Source organism: Pedobacter jeongneungensis (assembly GCF_039538295.1).
GTDB classification, from domain to species: Bacteria; Bacteroidota; Bacteroidia; order Sphingobacteriales; family Sphingobacteriaceae; genus Pedobacter; species Pedobacter jeongneungensis.
In genome coordinates, this window is record NZ_BAABBY010000011.1 from 111,062 (window position 1) to 131,835 (window position 20,774).

Below are 20,774 nucleotides of genomic sequence, written 5' to 3' on the forward strand. Positions count from 1 at the left end.
TTAACAAATTTTTATCTTCATCTTCATAAATCAACCCTACCTTAGCCGGTAAAAATATGAAAATGAAAAAATTTCTAAAAAGCACATTTCTGCTGCTTTTCCTGAGTGTTTTTGTTCAGGCACAATCAAAAAAAATTAAACATATCATCCTGATCGGTTGCGATGGATTTGGAGGTTATGCCCTGCAGGAGGCCAATATGCCAAACCTTAAAGCTTTAATGGCTAATGGCTCGTGGACGGATAAAGCTCGTTGTGTGTTGCCTTCATCAAGCGCAGTTAACTGGGCATCTTTATTGATGGGTGCTGGCCCAACCGAGCATGGTTATACCGAATGGAACAGCAAGGTACCCGAAATCCCTTCGGTAACTAAAACTTCTTACGGTATATTTCCCACCATATTCAGTGTAATCAGGGATCAGAAAAAAACGGCTAAAACAGCTGTTGTTTATAGCTGGAATGGTATTGGTTACCTGTTCGAAAAAGAAGCGGTAAGTATTGTTGTAGACGGAAAAGAAAAAGATGATTTCTGTACCGATACCGCTGCAGCCATTATTAAAAAGGAAAAACCCTATTTTACTTTCCTGCATCTGGATGAACCTGACAATACAGGCCATGCCATTGGTCACCGCACGCCGGCCTATTACAAACAACTGGAGCTGGTAGATCAGCGCATTGGTAAAATTGTAAAAGCCGTTAACGATGCTGGCATTAGCGATGAAACCATTATTTTAGTAACTGCCGATCATGGTGGAACGGGTAAAGGCCATGGTGGTAAATCGCTGGATGAAGTACAGATTCCGTGGATTATTTCTGGTCCTGGCGTACAAAAGAACCACGAAATAAAAAACGTTATTATTACTTACGATACAGCAGCTACACTGGCCTGGTTAATGAGGCTGCAACAGCCGCAAAGCTGGAGAGGAAAGCCGGTATTAGAAGCATTTGGCAAATAAGCTATCCGAGCCTGGCAGATTTAACAATTTGATAACTTATCATTTGTTTACAAATAATAAACATTGTTTACTATTGTGTTTTTAATGTTATTATGATGGAAATTAGGTTAATCGTGTTAGGTAAGTTGGCTTACAGCCTTAATGTAACCGCGGGGTTTAAATTAATAACGCAATGAGTTTGCTTCATATTGCCCGCAAAAAAGCACTGCGCTGGCCCTATTGGCTGGTTACGGTTATTGGTGGCGTTGCAGCCTTTGGTTGTTATACCAGTATGTATGCGTTCAGGAAAGCCTTTGCATCTGCTACTTTCGAGCATCAGGAATTTTTACACATTGATTATAAGGTTTGGCTGGTTATTGCACAAATGGTGGGGTACACCCTGAGTAAATTTTACGGGATCCGTTTTATTTCCGAATCGGGAAAAAGTAACCGGGCCCGGAGCATCATTTTTCTGATTCTTTTTTCCTGGCTCGCGCTGCTTGGTTTTGCACTGGTGCCCGCGCCCTACAATATCGTGTTTCTATTCCTAAACGGCTTTCCATTGGGGATGATCTGGGGGCTGGTGTTCAGTTACCTCGAAGGAAGAAAAACCACTGAGTTTATGGGCGCATTAATGTCGATCAGTTTAATTTTTGCTTCCGGTTTTGTAAAAACGGTGGCCCGTACGCTGATGTCGTTCGCAGCAGTAAGTGATTATTGGATGCCCTTTTTAACAGGTCTGGTATTTTTACCCGCACTACTGCTCTTTGTTTTTTGCCTGGAAGTAATTCCGCCGCCATCTAAAGAAGATCAGGAGCTGAGAACTAAAAGGGTGCCTATGGATGCAAAACAGCGGAAGGCTTTTATCACCGCTTTTTTACCGGGTATTATCTTAACCATTATTATTTATGTGCTGCTTACCTGTATCCGCGATATGCGCGATAATTTTGAAGTCGAAATCTGGAATGGTTTAGGTATTCATAACAACCACATTTATACGCAGATTGATACACTGATTTCGGTGGTGGTACTGGTGATGATGGGGCTTTTAATCCTGATTAAAGATAACCTGAAAGCATTTACGGTAATCCACGTCATGATTATTGCCGGTTGTTTATTGATTGGCGTGAGTACTTACTTTTTCGATCGCGGGTACATGGGCCCAATTGCCTGGATGGCTTTACTCGGAATGGGATTGTACATGGCTTACATCCCGTATAATGCCATTTTTTTTGAGCGGATGATTGCCAATTTTCACTATAAAAGCAATATCGGTTTCATTATGTATGTGGCCGATTCAATTGGTTATGTAGGCAGTTTTTCGGTATTGATGCTCCATGAGTTCGGAGAAACCAATATCAGCTGGATGCACTTTTTTAAACAGTGTCTGTTTGCCGTTCCGCTAATTGGTGGGGCATGCAGCGTACTTTCACTGGTGTATTTCAGAAGGAAAACATTGGCTACCAATAAAAAGATGCAGGCAGCGGGAAGTATGGTTTTTAAAGATACCGTCATTTCGGGTAACCATCGGGGGTGAGCACAGGGAAAATCAAATAGCTATCTGATTGGGATGAGGTTTTAAACTTATATGCTCTCGTATGTCTTATATGATAAAAAATAAGAATTATGATTATCAATCATTTACATTCTGTTATTATAAACAAAACTCCCACTTAACCCGTCATTTCGACCGAAGTGCAACGAAGTGGAGAAATCTGTCTCGAGATAGATCTCTCCCTGCCCGAAGCAGGCGGGCGTTCCGCTGCGCTTCAGTCGAGATGACGGATGCTAAATAAATTGTCATCCTGAGCGTGATCGAAGGATCTTTAATCAATAATAACACAGGTGCATTTTAAAAGCATCTTAAAAAAATAAACAAACATGAATAAACATTTCGATCTTATTGTAATTGGAGGGGGTATTTTAGGTACTTTCCACGCTTACCATGCTTTAATGTTAGGTAAATCGGTATTGCAGCTCGAAAAAGACAATTTTCCGGTAGGTGCTACCGTACGCAATTTTGGTCAGGTGGTGCCCTCGGGTATGGAAGCCGAATGGTTTGAGTACGGTGTAGCCGGACTGGATATCTACAAATCCATCCAGCGGGAATATGATATTTCTGTGCAGCAGAACGGCAGTGTGTACATCGCCTCTGATGATGATGAATGCACTTTAATTCACGAGTTGAAGGCACATTATGATATCATCGGTTATACAACAGAATTGCTCAGTCAGGATGCGATTTTAAAAAAGTATCCTGCCATTAAAGCTTCCTATGCTAAAGAAGCCCTCTTTTTTCCGCAGGAAATCAGCGTGGCACCCGATCAGATGATTCACCGTTTGCATCAGTACATGCAGACAAAATTTGAAAAATACACGCTTAAATATAACAGTCCGGTTACCGCCTGCGAAAGCAAAGGTGCCGGGGTAGAAGTTGGGTTAAAAAACAACGCTGAGCTTTTTACGGCAGAGAAAGCCATTATCTGCAATGGTTATGAGTTTAAATTGCTCTACCCCGAACTGTTTAGCGAAAGCGGAATTGTGGTGAGCAAATTGCAGATGATGCGCAGCATCCCGATGCCTGATGTAAAGCTGGAAGGCAATATTTTAACGGGTTTAACCACCCGCCGTTATGAGAGTTTTGAGCATTATTGTCCTTCATTCAAAACCATTAAAACACCAGCGCATTACGAAGAACTGAAAAAATGGGGCATCCACATCCTGTTTAAAAAAGCGGCAGATAACAGCATCATCATTGGCGATTCGCACGTGTATGCCGATGTAAACCATTTCGATGATCTGGGTTTTGATTTAAGCCATTACATTAACGAACTAATGCTGGAAGAAGCAGCGCGCATCGTCGATTTCGATGTGCGTAAACTGCAAACAACCTGGGCCGGATTTTACCCGCAGCACCCCACCAAACACATTGTAACATACGATCTGGACGACCGTATCCACATCCGTACGGCCATTGGTGGTAAAGGAATGACCGCAAGCGCAGGTTATGCAGCAGAAAGCATTAAGAAAATATTCTGTTAACAAATACTAAACAAAAATAGGTTGTTTTGTTAACTAAAAGTTGGCATTAGGCTAACATGCACATCTTATCATTGCATCTATAAACCATAAACAATTTATAGATAAATGAAACATCTCTACAAGATGAAGATGTGCATGGTAGCTTTTTTGTTATTATGCCTCACGCCCAATTTTACCTGGGCGCAGACTAAAATATCCGGTATCGTTAAAGATGATGCACAGCAACCCGTTCCAGGTGTAAGTGTATTGGTAAAAGGCACTAAAAAAGCCACTTCAACCGATTTGTCAGGTCGTTTTACCCTTGATGCCAAAACCGGCGAAACGCTGTTGGTAAGTTCAATCGGATTTATAGCGCAGGAAGTGCAGGTTAGTGGTGCAAATCTTTCGATCACTTTAAAAACAGATTCAAAAAACCTGAACGAAGTAGTGGTTACCGCACTTGGAATCCGTAAAGAAAAACGGAACCTCGGTTATGCCATTCAGGAAGTTAAAGGAGCCGATCTGGTAAAAGCAAGGGAAGCCAACCCGGTAAATGGTTTGGTGGGTAAAGTTGCAGGTTTAACTGTAGGTGTATCATCTGAACTTTTGGGTCGCTCATCACTTTACCTGCGTGGTAATGATGTAAACCTGGTGGTGGTAGATGGGGTGCCGATCAATTCGGATACCTGGAACATCAATCCTGATGATATTGATACTTATACGGTGCTTAAAGGCCCGGCTGCTGCGGCACTTTACGGTTACCAGGCTTATAACGGTGCTTTATTAATCACTACTAAAAAAGGCAAACTAAGTGATAAGGGTTTTACTGTAGAATTAAACTCGAGCACTCAGTTTAATAAGGGTTTTATCGCTTTGCCAAAAAGCCAGGACGAATACGGACCGGGTGAACACAGTGCTTATGCCTTTGGCGATGGTAAAGGCGGTGGTTTAAATGATGGTGATTATGATATCTGGGGACCGAAATTTGAAGGTCAGTTAATCCCTCAATACGATAGCCCGGTGGTAAACGGTGTGCGCCAGGGTACGCCATGGGTGGCTCGCGGTAAAGATAATTTAAAGCGTTTTATCGAAACAGGTTTGCTTTCTGCCAATAATGTCGCGTTATCTTCAGCAAATGATAAGTACAATTTAAGGGTTTCCATCTCTAACAATTACCAGAAAGGGATTATCCCGAATACTCAGTTAAACATCAATAATTTTAATGTAAGCGGTTCTTATAACATCACGCCGAAATTAAGGGCAGAAACCTATATCAATTACAGCCGTCAGTTTTCTGATAATATTCCTGATGTAAACTATGGTCCGAACAGTGTGATTTACAACATGACGCTTTGGGGTGGTGCCGACTGGAATATCGATGATATGAAAAACTACTGGCAGCCGGGTAAGGAAGGTATCCAATCTATTTATGCCGAATACCAGCGTTACCATAACCCTTATTTTATGTCGTACGAGTGGTTACGCGGACATAAAAAGAACGATATCAATGGTTATGCCTCCCTAAACTATAATGTAAGCAAAGGATTGGATGTATTGTTAAAAACACAGATTTCTACCTACGATCAGTTAAGAACAGAGAAAATGCCTTTTTCTGCACATCCTTACGGCCGTGAAGAAGGTTTGGGCGATTACAGGGAAGACCGCCGCAGCATGTTCGAAAACAATACCCAGCTAATTTTAAAATACAACAAAAATGTTGGTGATTTATTCGAGATCAGCGCTTTTGGAGGAGGTAACGCCCGTAATTTCAGTTATAACTCGAGTTTTACCACAACCGATTACCTCAACGTTCCGAATGTGTATAACTTCTCTAACTCTAAAAATCCGGTTAAGGCTTTCGATTTTAACTCTAAAATGTTGGTGTTAAGTGCTTTTTATTCGGTTGATTTAAGTTTTAAAAAATACCTCAACATCAATACTACAGGCCGTGTAGATAAAAACTCTGCACTGTCACCAAACAATAATTCGGCTTTTTATCCTTCAGTTTCATTAAGCTCGGTAATTTCTGATTATGTTAAAATGCCTGAGTTTATTTCTTTTGCAAAAGTAAGGGCATCTTACGCCAACGTTAAAGATCCTGGTTTGGGCACGCAGGATTATATCGGCGCCACGCCATTGCAAAGTTATCCGCTGGGTTATGGCGCAGAATATAATTCGTCTTATGGTGGTCCGGTTTATGGTCTTTCCTCTCCATACACTATCAGGCAAACCTATAATAACCAAACCGGTGCGTATTATACCAATAGCCTTATCGATTTAAATAGCATCAGGGCGCAAAGCAGAACCAATTACGAAGGTGGTATCGATCTTAAATTCCTGAAAAACAGGTTAGGTTTCGAAGCTACTTATTTCAGGTACATCGATGGGCCAAAAATTATTAAACAAAGTATTCCGCAAGCTTCGGGTTATGAAGTAAACACCATAAACGGTCGTAAAACACAAAACAGCGGAGTTGAACTAAGCTTATCAGGTTCACCAATCATGACCGATAAATTTGGCTGGGATGTGATGATTAACTGGTCTACCTACAAACAGATTTATAAAGAACTGGCTCCAGGCGAAACATCGGTTGATCAATTCTTCAAAACCGGCGACCGTATCGATAACATCTATGGTTCTGTACTGGCCAAAACACCTGGCGGGCAGGTGATCCATACCGCAAGCGGAACGCCGATCTTGTTGCCGGTTAATCAATTGTTAGGTCATGCCGATCCGAACTGGGTATGGAGTATCGGTAATAAATTCAGGTATCAGAATTTCTCTTTCAGCTTCCAGTTAGATGGTAAAGTGGGCGGTGTAATGCAGGATTATGTAAGGTTAAAATCGTTCCAGGGCGGTCGCCAGATCGAAACCATCCAGGGTAAAATGGGCGAAGCCAGGTATCAGGATTATATCCACGTTAGCGATCCCAACTATAAAGGTACATGGGTAGGCGATGGGGTAGTGGTTGCCAATAGCGGTAAACTCAACTTTGATCCGGTTACCGGTGTAATTACCAATTATGGCGATCTTGCTTTCGCTCCAAATAATACCCCTGTTTTATTGCAGGATTATTTAGGCGTGTTTTACGGTGCGAAAGAAAATACGATGATGAGCCGTACCTATGCCAAATTGCGCGAAGTAACCTTTGGTTACCAGTTGCCTAAAAAATTACTGGAAGGTACTTTTATCCGTTCGGCCAATATTTCGGTAGTGGGCCGTAACCTCCTGTATTTCATTAATTCTACCTACAACGATGTGGATGTAGATCAGTATTCGGGTAGAGAAGGTACTTCTACACTGCAAACGCCAACCACCAGAAGTGTGGGCTTTAACCTGAATGTTACTTTTTAACTGTTAGCACAAAAGATTATGAAAACGATATATAAAATTTTGTTCCTCTTCATTGCAGTTGCAGTTTGCGGCGGATGTAAGAAACAATTTGAAGACAACTTTAAAAACCCAAACCAGGCCGAAAGTGTGCCGCCAAACTTAGTCCTGAATGGTATTTTATACGACATGTACGAAGCACCGTTTTCAGATTCTGAACGTTGGAATCAATATACGGCATCAAATTATGCTTATTATGCTAAAAATGAATATAACTGGAATGAGCCAGGTGTTTTAAAATTAGATTATACCACGCTAAAAAACGTAGGGAAAATGGAAGAAGAAGCCAACCGTTTAGGTGGCGAGGTGGGCAAACCTTACCTGGCTTTAGCCAAGTTTTTTAAAGCTTATTTCTTTGTGAAAATGAGTTTAAAGGTGGGCGATATCCCCATGATGGAGGCTTTAAAAGGCGTAGCCAATCTTACACCAAAATACGATACCCAAAAAGATGTTTTCAAACAATCGTTGCTTTGGTTAGAAGAAGCCAACCAAAACCTGAGCACTTTAATTGCTGCAGGCAATAAAGAATTAAAGGGCGATATTTATCTTAAAAATGACCTTGTGGCCTGGCAAAAAGTTGTTAATACTTTTAAACTAAGGGTGCTGATCCATTTGAGCAACAGGGTTGATGATGCCGATCTGCAGGTAAAACAACAGTTTGCAGCCGTATTGGATAACCCGACCAAATATCCGGTGATGGACAGTATGGCCGATAACCTTCAGTTTGTGTACAACGAGAGTTTTAACAAGTATCCAAACAATAAGGATAATTTTGGTAACGATGCTTTGCGCTATAACATGGCAGGTACGTATTTAAATACACTTTCTGCGCTGAAAGATCCCCGCGCTTATATGGTGGCAGAACCTGCCAGGGGAATTGCAGAAGCCAATGGATATGCGATTACTGATTACCGCAATTTTGTTGGTGCAAACTCAGGCGAAGATCAGGGCGTGATGTTGGATAAAGTGCAGAAAGGTTTATACTCACTTATTGGCCGTTACAGGTATTACAGTGGTTATACGGCCGAAAATACTTTCATAATTTCTTACCCGGAATTGTGTTTTATCAAAGCCGAAGGCATTAACCGTGGCTGGGCCAATGGCGATGCCGAAAGCTGGTATAAAAAAGGTATTCAGGCTTCTATAGGTTTCTATGGCATTAAAGATGGAAGTAATGCAGTTACTTTTCTTAAAAAGGATGGTAAACTGGGTGAATTTGAAAGCTTCAGTGTTAATTTCAATTTCGAAACTGATTATTATGCACAAACTGCGGTTAAATATGCAGGTAATACGGCTACAGGTTTAACACAGATTCTGACACAAAAATACCTTGCCTTTTTCCGAAACTCAGGTTTCGAAGCTTACTACCAGTACCGCCGAACCAATATTCCTGAATTCCAGACCGGGCCGGGTACGGGTAACAGCCAGAGGATTCCGAAACGTTTTCAGTACACTACTATCGAAAGAACAACCAATGGCGATAACCTTAAAGTGGCATTACAACGTCAGTATAATGGTGTAGATGATATTAATTTAGCCCCCTGGATTGTAAAATAGAAATTGATAACTATTTGATATTCAGTTTTAAAATAAAGAAATGTTGCTCTACTTTAAACGGAGCAACATTTTCTTAAATAATATTTTATTTATTTTTTGCATAAATAATTTAAAAGCGCTAATATTGCACTCCCAAAACGAACAAGGGTAAAGTTACTTAAAGGTATATATAACCTCGTTTTAGGAAATGATCAAAGGAATTTGATCATTATTGATTACAACCAGAATAAATATTCCTTCTTAGCTCAGCTGGTTGAGTCCCGCAGGTGCGGGATTAATCAGAGTTAAGAAACGATCAAAGGATTTTGATCAAATTTAGTAAAGTACAACCAGAATAAATAAATATTCCTTCTTAGCTCAGCTGGTTAGAGCATCTGACTGTTAATCAGAGGGTCGCTGGTTCGAGCCCAGCAGAGGGAGCTTCAAAAACCACAATGAAAGTTGTGGTTTTTTGCGTTTATGGCTATTTTATGAGCCTTTTGGCTCAGCTGGTTAGCATCCCGCAATTGCGGGATTAATCAGATGATCGCTGGGAAGTAAGATCCCGCACTTGCGAAGGAAGCCCACCAAAGTAAGCAAATTTGTTTTAGCCCTTCGCTTCTACGATTCTTCAAGCTGTGAATATTTTATCATGTAAGCAATATAAGGCGATATAAGTTGATATGCCTAATGGTTCAGCAGAGAAATATTACACTCAATTGTTGAACATTATTTGTCTCCGGTTTTAAAATCGATGAGGTAAGGCTTCATCCTTATGCCATTCGCATCCTTAAATCCTTCTCCAAGTACAAGCTGATATTGCCTGCCGGGTTTTAATTCCGTATCGAATGTTGCAGCGCTGCCATCCGCAGAAAAGCCAATAAAATTTTTAATGTACATGGCATTGTCTTTACCTAATGGACCATATTCAAAGTTTCTGAAGCGTTTATCCATTGGTTTTGAAAAGAGTATTTTCACTGTATATTTTAAGGAACCTGCTGAATCTGTAACTTTCTCAGGTGTGGCACTCAACACAAAAGGACGGTTCTTTTCATATTCATCACTTAATTGCTTAACTGCCTGATCAAAATAACCCGCCTGATCCACATAGGCAGATAAAGCTTCCGCATTGTTGTAGTCAAGCTCAATCATTTCGCTAATCGCTTTTGCTTTATCACTCGCTTTTGTATAATACTGTTCGGCAATGGCATAACCCACATAATAGCCGAGGTCTCTTACACCAAACTGATTTTCGGCATCGCTATACAACCAAAAGCCGTTTCCGGTATTAAACATCTGCAAGGAAAATGCCTGCATCACTTTTTTAGTATTTGCCTTGCCGTACGCTATGGCGGGAGCAGTAGAAGGACTGGCCATCACCTTTTCAGAAACAAATTCTGCAACGCCTTCCATTGCGCATTGTGCCAATAGATTGTCGCCCATATTTGTTTTTTGTTGAGTGTGCACATATTCATGAACATTGGTAAAAACCAGGTTCTCAAGGTGCTCGTCAGCCATGGCAATTTCACTTCCAATCAGTACCATTTTACCTTTGGTGGTACCGCCACTTCTAAAGGCACCAACGGTAAAATAGATTTCTGCGGGCTTTAAAGCCGGGTAAAGTTGTTTCAGTTTTTCAACTTTTATGGCAATGGCCTTTGCATAATCTTTCGCTTTTAAGGTATTGGCACGGATGGAATTAAAATAAGTTTGTTGCTCCGTAATCACTTTGAGGTAATCTTTTGTAGTATAGTTCCTGGCCTTTATCATTGCTTTTTGGCCGGGCGTGGCTTTCTCCAGAAATAAGGTACTAAGATACGCGTATTGCGCACTCGTATCTTTTGTGGAGATAATTTTGTCATAAGCCTGCCAGAAATGGTCAATATCTGTGGTGATCAGGTTTACAGATTTTTGCGCCCAAATACTTTGAGTGATGGAAGCGCATAAAAGGGTTGCAAAAAGTATGGCTTTATTCATATCGATAAAAGACACACGAAAAATCAGAATGTGACATTATTAGTGTTTTTTTTACAAAAATGGCCACCATAAAGGCAGCCATTTTTTAAAGCACTATTTAAATGATTTAGAAATTACTCGTTGCAGGTGTATCCCACCACAGGCGTGAAGCGATGTCGTCCTTACCTGAGCTTAAAAAAGTAGTCGCTTCTGCCACAGCCGTAGCATTCCCGGTTCTTTCTGCAGGTACAAATACAAGTCGTTTTATCCATTGATTGGGTGCTATAATGCCCCAATCAGGACTACTGTCATTTTTAGCCACATGCGGAATTTTTGGATATCCTGTTCTTCTAAAATCTACCCAGGCCTCTAAAGTATTGGTAAAAGTAGCTAAGTATTTTTGGGTGATAATTTTTTCCAGTTTCAGTTCATCAGAATCGCCGGCATCCCATGCTACCGTAATGGTAGATAGTGGCGTGAAATTATTTTTACTGTCTTTTGGGTCAACATAATTAATAGGCTTGCTTGTTGCATCTGCCAGGTAGGCATCAACACCGGCAGCTCCCCAGTCGGCAAACGACAAACGAACGCCATCCTCATAGTTGGTTTTGGCATCGCCGGCACCAGCCCAGCCTCTTAATGCCGCTTCAGCTTTTAAAAAGGCTGTTTCAGATGCAGTAAACCCTCTTCGCTTTTGTACTGATTTGAAATCTGTATTTACAGTTGAATACGAAACCCTGTCATCTTTGGCATTTATAAATGCTCCGCCGCGGATACCTTTATATTTATAAGCAGGGTGATCAGAAACTAATGAAACATCGGTTACTTCATTAAAATACTTAGCTATACGGCCATCTTTTAAGCCTACCATAAAAGATTCCATTGTAGCACCCATCCGTGTATCATTCCAGTCAAAGCTGATCGTTGCAACTGGCATCACATTGCCATTTAGAGGTACAAGGAAATTTTCGGCATTAGTGGTAATTAATCCAACCGGGTCTGACAAAGCTTTTTCGCCCTGTGTTTTAGCAATTGCAGGGCTAACCTTAACCAAACGCATGGCCAAACGAAGCCGTACTGAATTAAGCAATTTTAACCATGAGTTGATATTGCCTTTATAACTTGGGTCGAATTTGATAAAGCCCACATACGATGTGTTGGCTTTGAGATTTGCTTCAATCTGATCTAATTGCGTAAACATATTGTTATACAGATCTGACTCTTTATCGTATTTAATTGAACCCAATCCTGAAGTTCCATAGTTAGAATAAATTACCGGTCCGTGTAAAGCTGTTAATTTAGATATTGCCAGAATTCTAACCAACTTTGCCCAATCGCCAAACAATGGTAAGTTTTTTTCCTGGGCAAGTTGTATTACCTGTTTTGAAGGTGACATTACACTGCCGTATATACGGTTCCAGTAAGAATCAATCCAGCGCAGATAATAGGTGGTGTTGTTTACATTCCCAACAAAAGGGGTAGGTGTACCCATATAGCCCATCCAGTTATCGTAACACAAATCTTCTTCAACCTGGTGTCCCATCAGGTTAAATAACATCACAGAAAAAGAAGAACCTACTAAATTAAAATCCTGTTCTAACATCTTATCTGTTATCTGATTCGGATTTGTATTTATCTCTTCGAAATTTTTGGTGCAGGAATTGAGTAAAATCAAAGCCAGCACCATTAAACATAATTTTTTCATTAGTAAGATATTAGAAGTTTAATTTAAGATTTAGCCCATAAGAACGGGTTGCAGGAATTGCAAAAACATCATTTGCCTGATTGCTATTGTTTGTACTCATTGCTTGTTCCGGATCGAAAGGTGCTTTTTTGTAGAAGAAGAATAAGTTACGGCCAATTAACGAAACAGACGCCGACTTAATAGCAGAACGTTTGACAGGTATAGTGTAAGCTAATGATACCTGCGCTAAACGAACATTGGTTCTGGAGAACACGTAAGGTTCCATAATTCCATTTCGATCGCCCACTACCTTATAGTACTCTTCCGGGTCGATTGATGTAACGGGTGTATTCCCTTTAATGGCGTTGATTGGCATGGTTGGTCCGGCATCGCGAATATCGCCTGTTCTTTTACTTACTCCGTATGAATCTAAGAAAGCTTCTGTTTTAGAAAAGGCAACACCACCGAACTTAGCCGATACCAAAGCACTTAAAGTGAAATCTTTGTACGTGAATGTGTTGTTCCATCCGCTGATAAAATCCGGGTTTAAATTTCCTGCATATTCTTGGTTAGTGGTTCTGGTTGGCTTTCCATCGGCATCTAATATGATTTGGCCGGTTGCATTACGTGCAAGCTTATAAATGTATAAATCGTTAAAAGAACCGCCTGATTTTATGATTGAATTAAATCCTTCGTCGTTACTACCCACCTGGTATTCTGGATTTTCGGCTATAAGCGCTACAATTTTATTTTTGTTCTGCGATAAATTCAGCGTTGAGTTCCAGGTAAAATTGTCATTTTTTATCGGGTATCCACCCAGTGTTAGCTCAAAACCCTGGTTAGTTACTTTACCCGCATTTACATAATAAAAAGTATAACCAGAGCCCGAAGGAGCTGTTAAAGATAAAAATTGATTCGTGCTTGTATTTTTATAATAAGTAATATCAAAGTTTAACCTATCATTTAAAAAACGGCTTTCCAAACCAATCTCGTTACTGATTATTTTTTCGGGTACCAATGTTGCAAATGGTGTTTGTGTATTTCTGTTAATACCGCCTATGCCATCTGGCCCACCTGCACCACCTATGGTGTTGCCAGGGTTTACAATATTATAGGGCACCTCATTACCTACTTTTGATGTTGATGCTCTCAGTTTTAAAAAATTGATTTCTTTAGGCAGGGTTATCATTTGGCTTATTATTGCCGATAAACCACCTGAATAGTAGAAATAGGAGTCATTTCCGGTAGTCGCCAGTGTAGATGCGTAGTCATTACGGCCAGCCAGATCTAAATAAATCATATCTTTAAAGCCTAAAGAAGCATTTGCAAATAAGCCTTGTTTTTGTACCCTGCTATAGGTCTGATTAATTACTAAATTATATGGCAGGTTTGCGAAACTAAAAAAGTTTGGGTACTGAAGCGGTACTATACCATTGGCAAAAGTCATCCCATCATTAAACGTGTAATCCTGGATACTTCCTCCCAATACACTATTTAAATTGAATTTACCAAAAGTATTGTCGTAGCTTAAAATGGCATCACCATATAAGGCCTTGTCATTATACTTGGTATAATTCCAGGTTCCGTTAGAACTTACACTTACCGGGTTACCGCCTGCAGCATAACGATAGTCCAATAGTTTATCATTATAATCAATGTTTCCACGTACATCAAATTTAAAATGCGGTAAAAATGCGTATGATGCTTTTGCCGTAGCAATTACCCTGTTACTGGTAGAAAGTTTTGGGTCGTTATACAATTCCCAATAAGGATTGTTCTGTTTTTCTTCGCTCGAATACCAGTTTTGTTTGTACAAATTTCGGGTAGCATCAAAAATCTGATAATTGGTTTTGTAATCATCAAAATTTCTCTCGCGGGCAAATAAATATAATCCCGTTAACGGGTTGTTGTAATAACCTGCCCCGGGGCGGTTTTTTGATTTTTCGTAAGAGAACCTTACATTCGCGCTAAGTGTAAGCTTATCATCAAATAATTTTGTTTCCTGACTCAAAGTTACATTATGCTTATTGTAAGTACTGGTAGGCACAATGCCTGTGGCGTAGTTATTTCCATAAGAAAAATAAGTAGTTGTTCTTTCATTTCCTCCGGATACCGATACTGAATTAATGGTGTTTACGCCTGTCTGAAAAAAATCATCAATATAGTTGCTTTGGTAATTCCCCTTTGATGGAGACCAGCTTCTATCATTTCCGTCTTTAGCTCCATAATTAAACTGAAATTCTGGTAATGTAGCTGCAGTGCTAAAATTTGTTGTAGAATTTAAAGCGATGGCTACTTTTCCGGCCTGACCTTTTTTGGTATTAATTAAAATTACACCGTTTGCACCCTGACTACCGTATAAAATGGATCCGTTTGCACCCCTTAAAATAGTAACAGATTCAAAATCGTCCTGATTTAGTGCTGATAAACCATCACCACCATCCGTTCCGCCATAAGAGCCCGGTTGCCCCGCTTTGTTATTTACTACAGGAACTCCATCTATTACAAAAAGGGCTTCGCTGTTTCCTGCAATAGATTTTGAACCCCTTAATACTGTTTTGGTTGAACCGCCCACACCTGAATTACTTATTCCGATATCAATACCAGCAGCTTTACCGCTTAAAGCCTCCATAAAGTTGGGGCTTCCGGCTTTGGTAAGTTCTGTACCTGCAAGTTGCTGTGCCGCAAAGGTAAGCGCCCTTTTTTCGCGTTTTACACCTAACGCGGTAACCACTACTTCTGACAGGTTGGCGCTGCCTGAGGCCTTTAGCTTTATAATTACGTTGCTCAGGTTGCTGATGTTCACTTCCTGAGACTCCATGCCAATGTATGAAATTACCAGGGTTGTGGCGTTGTCGGGAACATTTAACGCAAATTTTCCATCACTGTCTGTAAGTGTTTTGGCGTTGGTGCCCTTAGCAACAACGGTTGCGCCAGGCAGTGGAATTCCTGTTTCATCAGTTACCAATCCATTGACGGGTTTAAATATTTTGCTCCCGAAATTGTTTGCAGGCCTTGTTATTAGCGTTGAAACACCGGTTTTATTGGTTACAATTCCTCTGGCCTTGGCCATGTTTTGTAAGCCTAGGATAGTAAGGCCGAGAAATGCCAGTTTATACAGATCACCGGTTGCACCGGGAAATGCGATTTTTATGGCACTGATGGTTGAATAAATTTTCTTCATTTTGTTTACAGTATATTATTATCAGTTTATTTTGTTTTTCACCATATCATCTCCTTTTAGAACATCATTTAATACTGCGCAAAAAGAAAGCAACATACTTTACAACTATTGGTTAAATGGTGATGCAGGAGTTGGTGTATTTGGGTTAGCAAGTGCTTTTTGGATGATCCCTAAAAACCATGTATATGCCGATATTTGAGCAGGTATTTACAGTGCCTGTTAAGCTAATTTCCGGGATTTTGGATCGATCTAAGCGGTTACGCCCTGCATTCTGTTAATGCCGGATTTAGGATCGTTTATATATGGCTGGTGGCGGCATTTACCCCTACTTAGCAGATAAATTTAATATACTGTTTCTCATAGGCCGGTTTAAAACAATGCATATTATTCATGATGTAGTTTAGTGTTTGGTTAATTATTAGCTGGCACGAAGGTTTATCCCTTCAATACGATTTTATTATTTCTTAATTAAGCGCATTTACCTGCACGAACTATCTGTAAAAAGTGCTTTAATTATTTTAATCTAAAAATCGGTGTGACTAATTTAGATTAAAACGATACCGAACTAAAGGTGTAGTCGATGAATAGATAAGATTACTCCATGGATGGCGAAAAATTCTCTTTGGGAAGATTTGTATGTTTTAGAAGAACAATAAAATACCGGCTGATTGTATTATGGAATAAAATACCTTATTGCATCTTCTTTAAAACCTTAAGCATGAAAAGTCTACAATTAGTACTAACCAATCCCTGTACACAACAATGGAGTGAGATTGAACGCGCAGATGGAAACCATCATTGCAGCCGTTGCGAAAAAAACATTCTTGATCTTACGGCCAAATCAGATAAGGAATTATTGCTTTTCTTTCAACATAAAAATGAAAATGTATGTGGAAGGGTGCTTGCCAGCCAGTTAAACCGGGAGCTTGTTTTGCCTTCGTCAAAGCTTAGCTGGCACTGGCTAATGCCATTCGCTTTAGGTGCATTCGTAGTTAGTCCGGCCCAGGCACAAAATTTAAAACCTAAGGCATTATCCAGCGAACAACATCCTAAATCTAAATCTTCATCTTTACCCTTTGAAGCACCATATAGTTTGCCTCCTTTAAGTATTATGATTATGGGTAAAGTGGCCGATAATGTAAATGGCCGGCCATTAGGTGGTGTAGAGATCAGGAAAAAGGGCGATGAAAAGGTGCTGGCCGTTACCGACTCAACTGGCAGATTTGAACTTAGGCTGACCGATAGGGATATGCTTAGTAAGTTCATCTTTAATTTACCAGGTTTTTCGAAAGCGGAGGTTTACATTAACGACAACATTGTGGTGAAATTAATCGCCGAGCGAAGGATTATGCTGGGGGGCATTGCAGCAGTGTCGGTAAATCAAAAGCCGCTTTGCTATGTGTATGCCGGTCGTAAAAACTGCATCATCGATCCTTCCAGGATGGGTGAAATATCGCCTGACTGGATTGAGAAAATAGAAGTACTAAAAGATGCCTCGGCAACAGCAATATATGGTGCTAGAGGCGCTAACGGCGTGATACTGATTGAAATTAAGAAAGCATACCAAAAGAAAATTAAATTTTCGAAATAATACCAGCTGCCACAGTGAAACACTTAGACGAAATTTCAGACCTTTAAATTAAAACCATAAACGGGTAATATGCTTAAGATTCGATGTCGGAGGGAAAAACCAGTCTGCGGGTGGATAGATCACAAAGAATCCAATATTTTACAGTTGATTTTATAGGTTATAACCGTGTAATTATCCCTTTCAGTAGATTTTTACAAAAAAGAAGTGATTTATTTGTTGATCTTAAGCCACAGCGAAACATGATCGAGCCGCCACACAAGGAGGTTTACAGCGTGGCTAAATCAGATCGCGATAATTTAATCCTGATCAATTCACAGGGAAGAGAATTCTTGTTTACCAAAAGCAGGTAGTCTTTCGGTGGTGCCAGCCTCTGGCTGATATCAACAATAGAAAAAGCAAAAGGCAAGCCCGAAAAATCGTTGCCTGCCTTTTTATAATACATTATATTATGAGTCCTGATGCTCCGGCATACCATTTGGGTCCATCCATACATATTCCCAGTGGTGGCCATCCAGGTCGTCGAAACTGTGCTGGTACATAAAGCCATAATCTGTAGCCGGGTTCGGTATGGTTGCACCTGCATCTACCGCTTTATCTACCATGGCGTTTACCTCATCTTTACTATCGGCCGATAAGGCAATGGAGGTTTCTATGGCTTTGTGGGCATCAATAATTTCTTTTTGGGTAAAAGTCTGGAAAAAGGTTCTGGTGAGCAGCATCACATAAATCGTATCGCTGATGATCATGCAGGTTGCTTTTTCGTCGGTAAATTTCGGGTTAAAAGTATAACCAAGTTTGGTAAAAAATTCTACTGATTTGTTAAGGTCGCTAACAGCCAGGTTTACAAAAATTTGAGTTGCCATATTTGTTTTCTTATTTAGTTTACTCAAAGATACAGGCATTAGCCATAGGTGTTAACGTGCAAAAACGACAAGTTAAGGGGTAAAACGCGACGGATGTGATGCCGCCTTAATAGGATTTTCTGCTTTTACAAAAACTACCTTCTGTATATCCTTCAATCAGAATTAGTAAAAATGAAGTGTTTACCAAATCCTCCGTGTTTTCTGTGCATCCGTGGCAAAAAAAAAGCTAATTTAACCGCAAAGAGCACAGAGAGAAAAACGCAAGGGACGCAGAGCCGGGTCGCTATTCTATGTACTCTATCATCCGACCACGGTCTTCCGACTTTCAGACTTATCCCATCATCCATCATTCTATATACTTTATCATCCGACCCCGGTCTTCCCGACTTTCGGACTTATCCCATCATCCATCTTACCTTTTCCATCATTACGATCTTCCAAACTCGGTCTCCAGACTATTTCGCATTTACTCATTAATGATGATCCAGTATCCAGATTAATTTAGATACATTTAGTTAAATTTAATTACCCTCATCCCATGTCGTTTAAACCTTTAGCCAATCAGAGCTATTACCTGATTGCGAAGCATAGTGAAAAAGCACTTGGCTTTGCCAACACCAATCTCGGAATTGGATTGATCCAGATGAAATTCGATCCTGACAACAAACAGCAGCAATTTCGGTTCGATTTTGGAAACAACTTCCACTGGATTTTAATGGAGCCTTACAAAGAACGTTTTTTAGCTATACATAATAGTTCAAAAGATGACGGGGTACGCCCCATTTCCTGGCATTGGGAACCCAACAAAGCTAACCTGCATTTCAGGTTTATACCTGCAGGTGACGGATATTACCGCATCATGAACCTTAACAGTGGCAAATACCTCGATGTTTATGGCTTAAGTACAGCTGATAATGCCGAGGTGGTACAGCACCGTTTAACCACAACCGATAACCAGCTTTTTAAACCTGTAGCGGTAATTAACCAACCTGTCGACGATAGTCCGGCGTCTTTTATAGAAATTAACGAAATGGCCCATACCGCTGCTTTAGGGCTTATTGGTGTACTGCCCGAAGTTGGTGGTGGACTTAAAGCGATTGTTGAGCATTTTTGGAGCAAGGAAGATAAACTGGCCAATCTTTGGGAGCAAATGAAGGTTTATGTGGATGCGCGGATCAGGGAACTGATTAAAGAATCGCAGTTAAAACAACTTAAAGAAATGCTCGAAGGGCAATTAAAAAGCCTTGCAGAAATCAATACCGAGAGCGGCTTAAAAGGGAGTAAAATTGATGATGTAATTTTAAGTATTGTAAGGAGAGAACCTCATTTTCTGCATCAATCGAAAGAAGTATTGCCTTACCTGGTGGGTTTAGGTACAATAATGATTGCCCTGAGGAACCTGATGGTAACGAAGTATAAAGATCTTTATGGTGTTGAGGCCACTGATGCGGTTAAAGCCAATAACCTTCGGAAACTAAGGGCCTCAATAAAAGAATATAGCGCTGAGGTAGAGAAAAGCAGAAAAGCCGTGATGGATTTCAGGATGGCACAGGTAAAAGACAGGAGGGATTATACCATTGAAGGGAGAGGCAAATTGCCACGCGATACCCATGTTTCGGAAGCGGTGGATACCTACGACGGCTGGAAAATGGAGTGGAGGTTTACTTCTAATAGAATTGGCGACGAAGATTATAAACAACTTGCCGGAAATGCTGCAGAGCAACGTAAAAACCAGGTTCGGGTTCAATACGGCACAGAACTCGATGAATTTTTACTTCCTGCAAAACTCTGGAAGTATTTTGATCCGGAACATGCCAAATATGAGGAAACCATTACCAGTAAAACAACAGGCTCATTCGGCGGGCCATATAAAACAACAGAATTTAAAGGGAAAGAGAATGGGGTAATCAGTAAGATAAAAATATATGCCGAAGCTGGCGGATTATGCGGACTGGAAGTATTTTACGATGGAAGCGAAACATCTGAAGGTTTAAAGGGAAAAGCCGGCAGTTCGGTAGAAACTTTAACGGTAGGCAATGGCGAATACATTAACCATGTAACCGGTTACGCCAACCGCCACGTAGATGGCCTTTGGTTTAGTACCCAAAAAGCCAGTACCGCTGGTGGAGGCAGCATTGGCAATACTTATTTTACAGCCGATCTTAGCGACGGATTTAACCCTAAACTGGTCAATATTTCGGGCTACCACAGTGCACAAAAGATAGAGCAGTTGAGTTTCCACTGGCAGTATAAAGATTTTCCATTGTCGAAATATATCCCTAAAGCTTAAGTAATTACAGGATGCTTGAATAATTAAATCAGGCCGTTACGATTTTATATTGTAGCGGCCTTTTATATAGCTGTAGTTTTGTTTAATGTGAATATTCTGTCAGCCTGAATTTTTAATCCTTTAGTGGTTTTACCAGGCTGTTGTTAAATAGCCCTGATGGCAGTGAAATCCCTTTTGGGAAACGATGATTTTTTCTCCTGATTAAGTTTCCAAAAGGATTGAACGAACAGCAGGACAGAACCCAACCCATAAGCACGATAACTGCGCTCCAAAAAAAACTTGTTGCTTTTAAAATTATGGCTGATATTGAATACCTGCTTTATTATA

13 protein-coding genes and 1 tRNA gene are annotated in these 20,774 nt (G+C 40.3%); 9 read left to right on the plus strand and 5 right to left on the minus strand.

Features of this window, described 5'->3' with window-relative positions; translation table 11 throughout:
* Nucleotides 1–62 precede the first annotated feature (62 nt).
* The 6 genes from ABD769_RS20455 to ABD769_RS20480 all read left to right on the plus strand — a co-directional run bounded on the left by ABD769_RS20455 (nucleotide 63) and on the right by ABD769_RS20480 (nucleotide 9,320).
* Nucleotides 63–953: an alkaline phosphatase family protein gene (locus ABD769_RS20455; protein WP_344853217.1), complete on the plus strand. Its 891-nt coding sequence runs from the start codon at nucleotides 63–65 to the stop codon at nucleotides 951–953.
* A 172-nt stretch (nucleotides 954–1,125) separates the two neighbouring features.
* Complete coding sequence (locus tag ABD769_RS20460; protein ID WP_344853218.1) at nucleotides 1,126–2,469, plus strand: DUF5690 family protein; 1,344 nt, start codon at nucleotides 1,126–1,128, stop codon at nucleotides 2,467–2,469.
* A 344-nt stretch (nucleotides 2,470–2,813) separates the two neighbouring features.
* Nucleotides 2,814–3,974, plus strand: a complete 1,161-nt coding sequence (locus ABD769_RS20465) for a TIGR03364 family FAD-dependent oxidoreductase (RefSeq protein WP_344853219.1) — start codon at nucleotides 2,814–2,816, stop codon at nucleotides 3,972–3,974.
* Nucleotides 3,975–4,079: 105 nt separating this feature from the next.
* Nucleotides 4,080–7,307 (plus strand): SusC/RagA family TonB-linked outer membrane protein, encoded by a 3,228-nt coding sequence (locus ABD769_RS20470; protein WP_344853220.1) that lies wholly within the window; start codon nucleotides 4,080–4,082, stop codon nucleotides 7,305–7,307.
* Between the two features lie 18 nt (nucleotides 7,308–7,325).
* Nucleotides 7,326–8,900 (plus strand): SusD/RagB family nutrient-binding outer membrane lipoprotein, encoded by a 1,575-nt coding sequence (locus ABD769_RS20475; RefSeq protein WP_344853221.1) that lies wholly within the window; start codon nucleotides 7,326–7,328, stop codon nucleotides 8,898–8,900.
* Nucleotides 8,901–9,246: 346 nt separating this feature from the next.
* Nucleotides 9,247–9,320: transfer RNA gene (locus ABD769_RS20480), tRNA-Asn, on the plus strand.
* A gap of 288 nt (nucleotides 9,321–9,608) precedes the next feature.
* On the opposite strand, the gene ABD769_RS20485 is transcribed toward ABD769_RS20480, so the two are convergent.
* From ABD769_RS20485 to ABD769_RS20495, 3 genes are all read right to left on the minus strand, one after another.
* Complete coding sequence (locus ABD769_RS20485; RefSeq protein WP_344853222.1) at nucleotides 9,609–10,856, minus strand: DUF2268 domain-containing putative Zn-dependent protease; 1,248 nt, start codon at nucleotides 10,854–10,856, stop codon at nucleotides 9,609–9,611.
* 106 nt (nucleotides 10,857–10,962) lie between these two features.
* Nucleotides 10,963–12,540 (minus strand): SusD/RagB family nutrient-binding outer membrane lipoprotein, encoded by a 1,578-nt coding sequence (locus tag ABD769_RS20490; RefSeq protein WP_344853223.1) that lies wholly within the window; start codon nucleotides 12,538–12,540, stop codon nucleotides 10,963–10,965.
* Nucleotides 12,541–12,550: 10 nt separating this feature from the next.
* Nucleotides 12,551–15,703 carry a SusC/RagA family TonB-linked outer membrane protein gene (locus tag ABD769_RS20495; RefSeq protein ID WP_344853224.1) on the minus strand — a complete coding sequence of 1,051 codons (3,153 nt, stop codon included), beginning with the start codon at nucleotides 15,701–15,703 and terminating at the stop codon, nucleotides 12,551–12,553.
* A 1-nt stretch (nucleotide 15,704) separates the two neighbouring features.
* Here ABD769_RS20495 and ABD769_RS20500 point away from each other — a divergent pair, with 1 nt between their 5' ends.
* Together ABD769_RS20500 and ABD769_RS20505 are read left to right on the plus strand one after the other, a co-directional pair.
* Complete coding sequence (locus ABD769_RS20500; RefSeq protein WP_344853225.1) at nucleotides 15,705–15,902, plus strand: hypothetical protein; 198 nt, start codon at nucleotides 15,705–15,707, stop codon at nucleotides 15,900–15,902.
* A 519-nt stretch (nucleotides 15,903–16,421) separates the two neighbouring features.
* On the plus strand, nucleotides 16,422–17,294 hold the full coding sequence (locus ABD769_RS20505) for a hypothetical protein (RefSeq protein WP_344853226.1): 873 nt from the start codon (nucleotides 16,422–16,424) through the stop codon (nucleotides 17,292–17,294).
* 265 nt (nucleotides 17,295–17,559) lie between these two features.
* On the opposite strand, the gene ABD769_RS20510 is transcribed toward ABD769_RS20505, so the two are convergent.
* Together ABD769_RS20510 and ABD769_RS20515 are read right to left on the minus strand one after the other, a co-directional pair.
* Nucleotides 17,560–17,736: a hypothetical protein gene (locus tag ABD769_RS20510; RefSeq protein WP_344853227.1), complete on the minus strand. Its 177-nt coding sequence runs from the start codon at nucleotides 17,734–17,736 to the stop codon at nucleotides 17,560–17,562.
* 4 nt (nucleotides 17,737–17,740) lie between these two features.
* Nucleotides 17,741–18,157 (minus strand): VOC family protein, encoded by a 417-nt coding sequence (locus ABD769_RS20515; RefSeq protein WP_344853228.1) that lies wholly within the window; start codon nucleotides 18,155–18,157, stop codon nucleotides 17,741–17,743.
* Nucleotides 18,158–18,695: 538 nt separating this feature from the next.
* On the opposite strand from ABD769_RS20515, the gene ABD769_RS20520 reads away from it, so the two are divergent.
* Entirely contained in the window at nucleotides 18,696–20,447 is a 1,752-nt protein-coding gene (locus ABD769_RS20520) for an RICIN domain-containing protein (protein WP_344853229.1), read from the plus strand.
* Nucleotides 20,448–20,774: the final 327 nt, after the last annotated feature.

Excerpts from the sequence above, each read along its gene's own strand:
- ABD769_RS20455 (WP_344853217.1), top strand. The coding sequence starts at position 63 with ATGAAAAAATTTCTAAAAAGCACATTTCTGCTGCTTTTCCTGAGTGTT.
- ABD769_RS20460 (WP_344853218.1), top strand. The coding sequence starts at position 1,126 with ATGAGTTTGCTTCATATTGCCCGCAAAAAAGCACTGCGCTGGCCCTAT.
- ABD769_RS20465 (WP_344853219.1), top strand. The coding sequence starts at position 2,814 with ATGAATAAACATTTCGATCTTATTGTAATTGGAGGGGGTATTTTAGGT.
- ABD769_RS20470 (WP_344853220.1), top strand. The coding sequence starts at position 4,080 with ATGAAACATCTCTACAAGATGAAGATGTGCATGGTAGCTTTTTTGTTA.
- ABD769_RS20475 (WP_344853221.1), top strand. The coding sequence starts at position 7,326 with ATGAAAACGATATATAAAATTTTGTTCCTCTTCATTGCAGTTGCAGTT.
- ABD769_RS20485 (WP_344853222.1), bottom strand. The coding sequence starts at position 10,856 with ATGAATAAAGCCATACTTTTTGCAACCCTTTTATGCGCTTCCATCACT.
- ABD769_RS20490 (WP_344853223.1), bottom strand. The coding sequence starts at position 12,540 with ATGAAAAAATTATGTTTAATGGTGCTGGCTTTGATTTTACTCAATTCC.
- ABD769_RS20495 (WP_344853224.1), bottom strand. The coding sequence starts at position 15,703 with ATGAAGAAAATTTATTCAACCATCAGTGCCATAAAAATCGCATTTCCC.
- ABD769_RS20505 (WP_344853226.1), top strand. The coding sequence starts at position 16,422 with ATGAAAAGTCTACAATTAGTACTAACCAATCCCTGTACACAACAATGG.
- ABD769_RS20510 (WP_344853227.1), bottom strand. The coding sequence starts at position 17,736 with ATGTATTATAAAAAGGCAGGCAACGATTTTTCGGGCTTGCCTTTTGCT.
- ABD769_RS20515 (WP_344853228.1), bottom strand. The coding sequence starts at position 18,157 with ATGGCAACTCAAATTTTTGTAAACCTGGCTGTTAGCGACCTTAACAAA.
- ABD769_RS20520 (WP_344853229.1), top strand. The coding sequence starts at position 18,696 with ATGTCGTTTAAACCTTTAGCCAATCAGAGCTATTACCTGATTGCGAAG.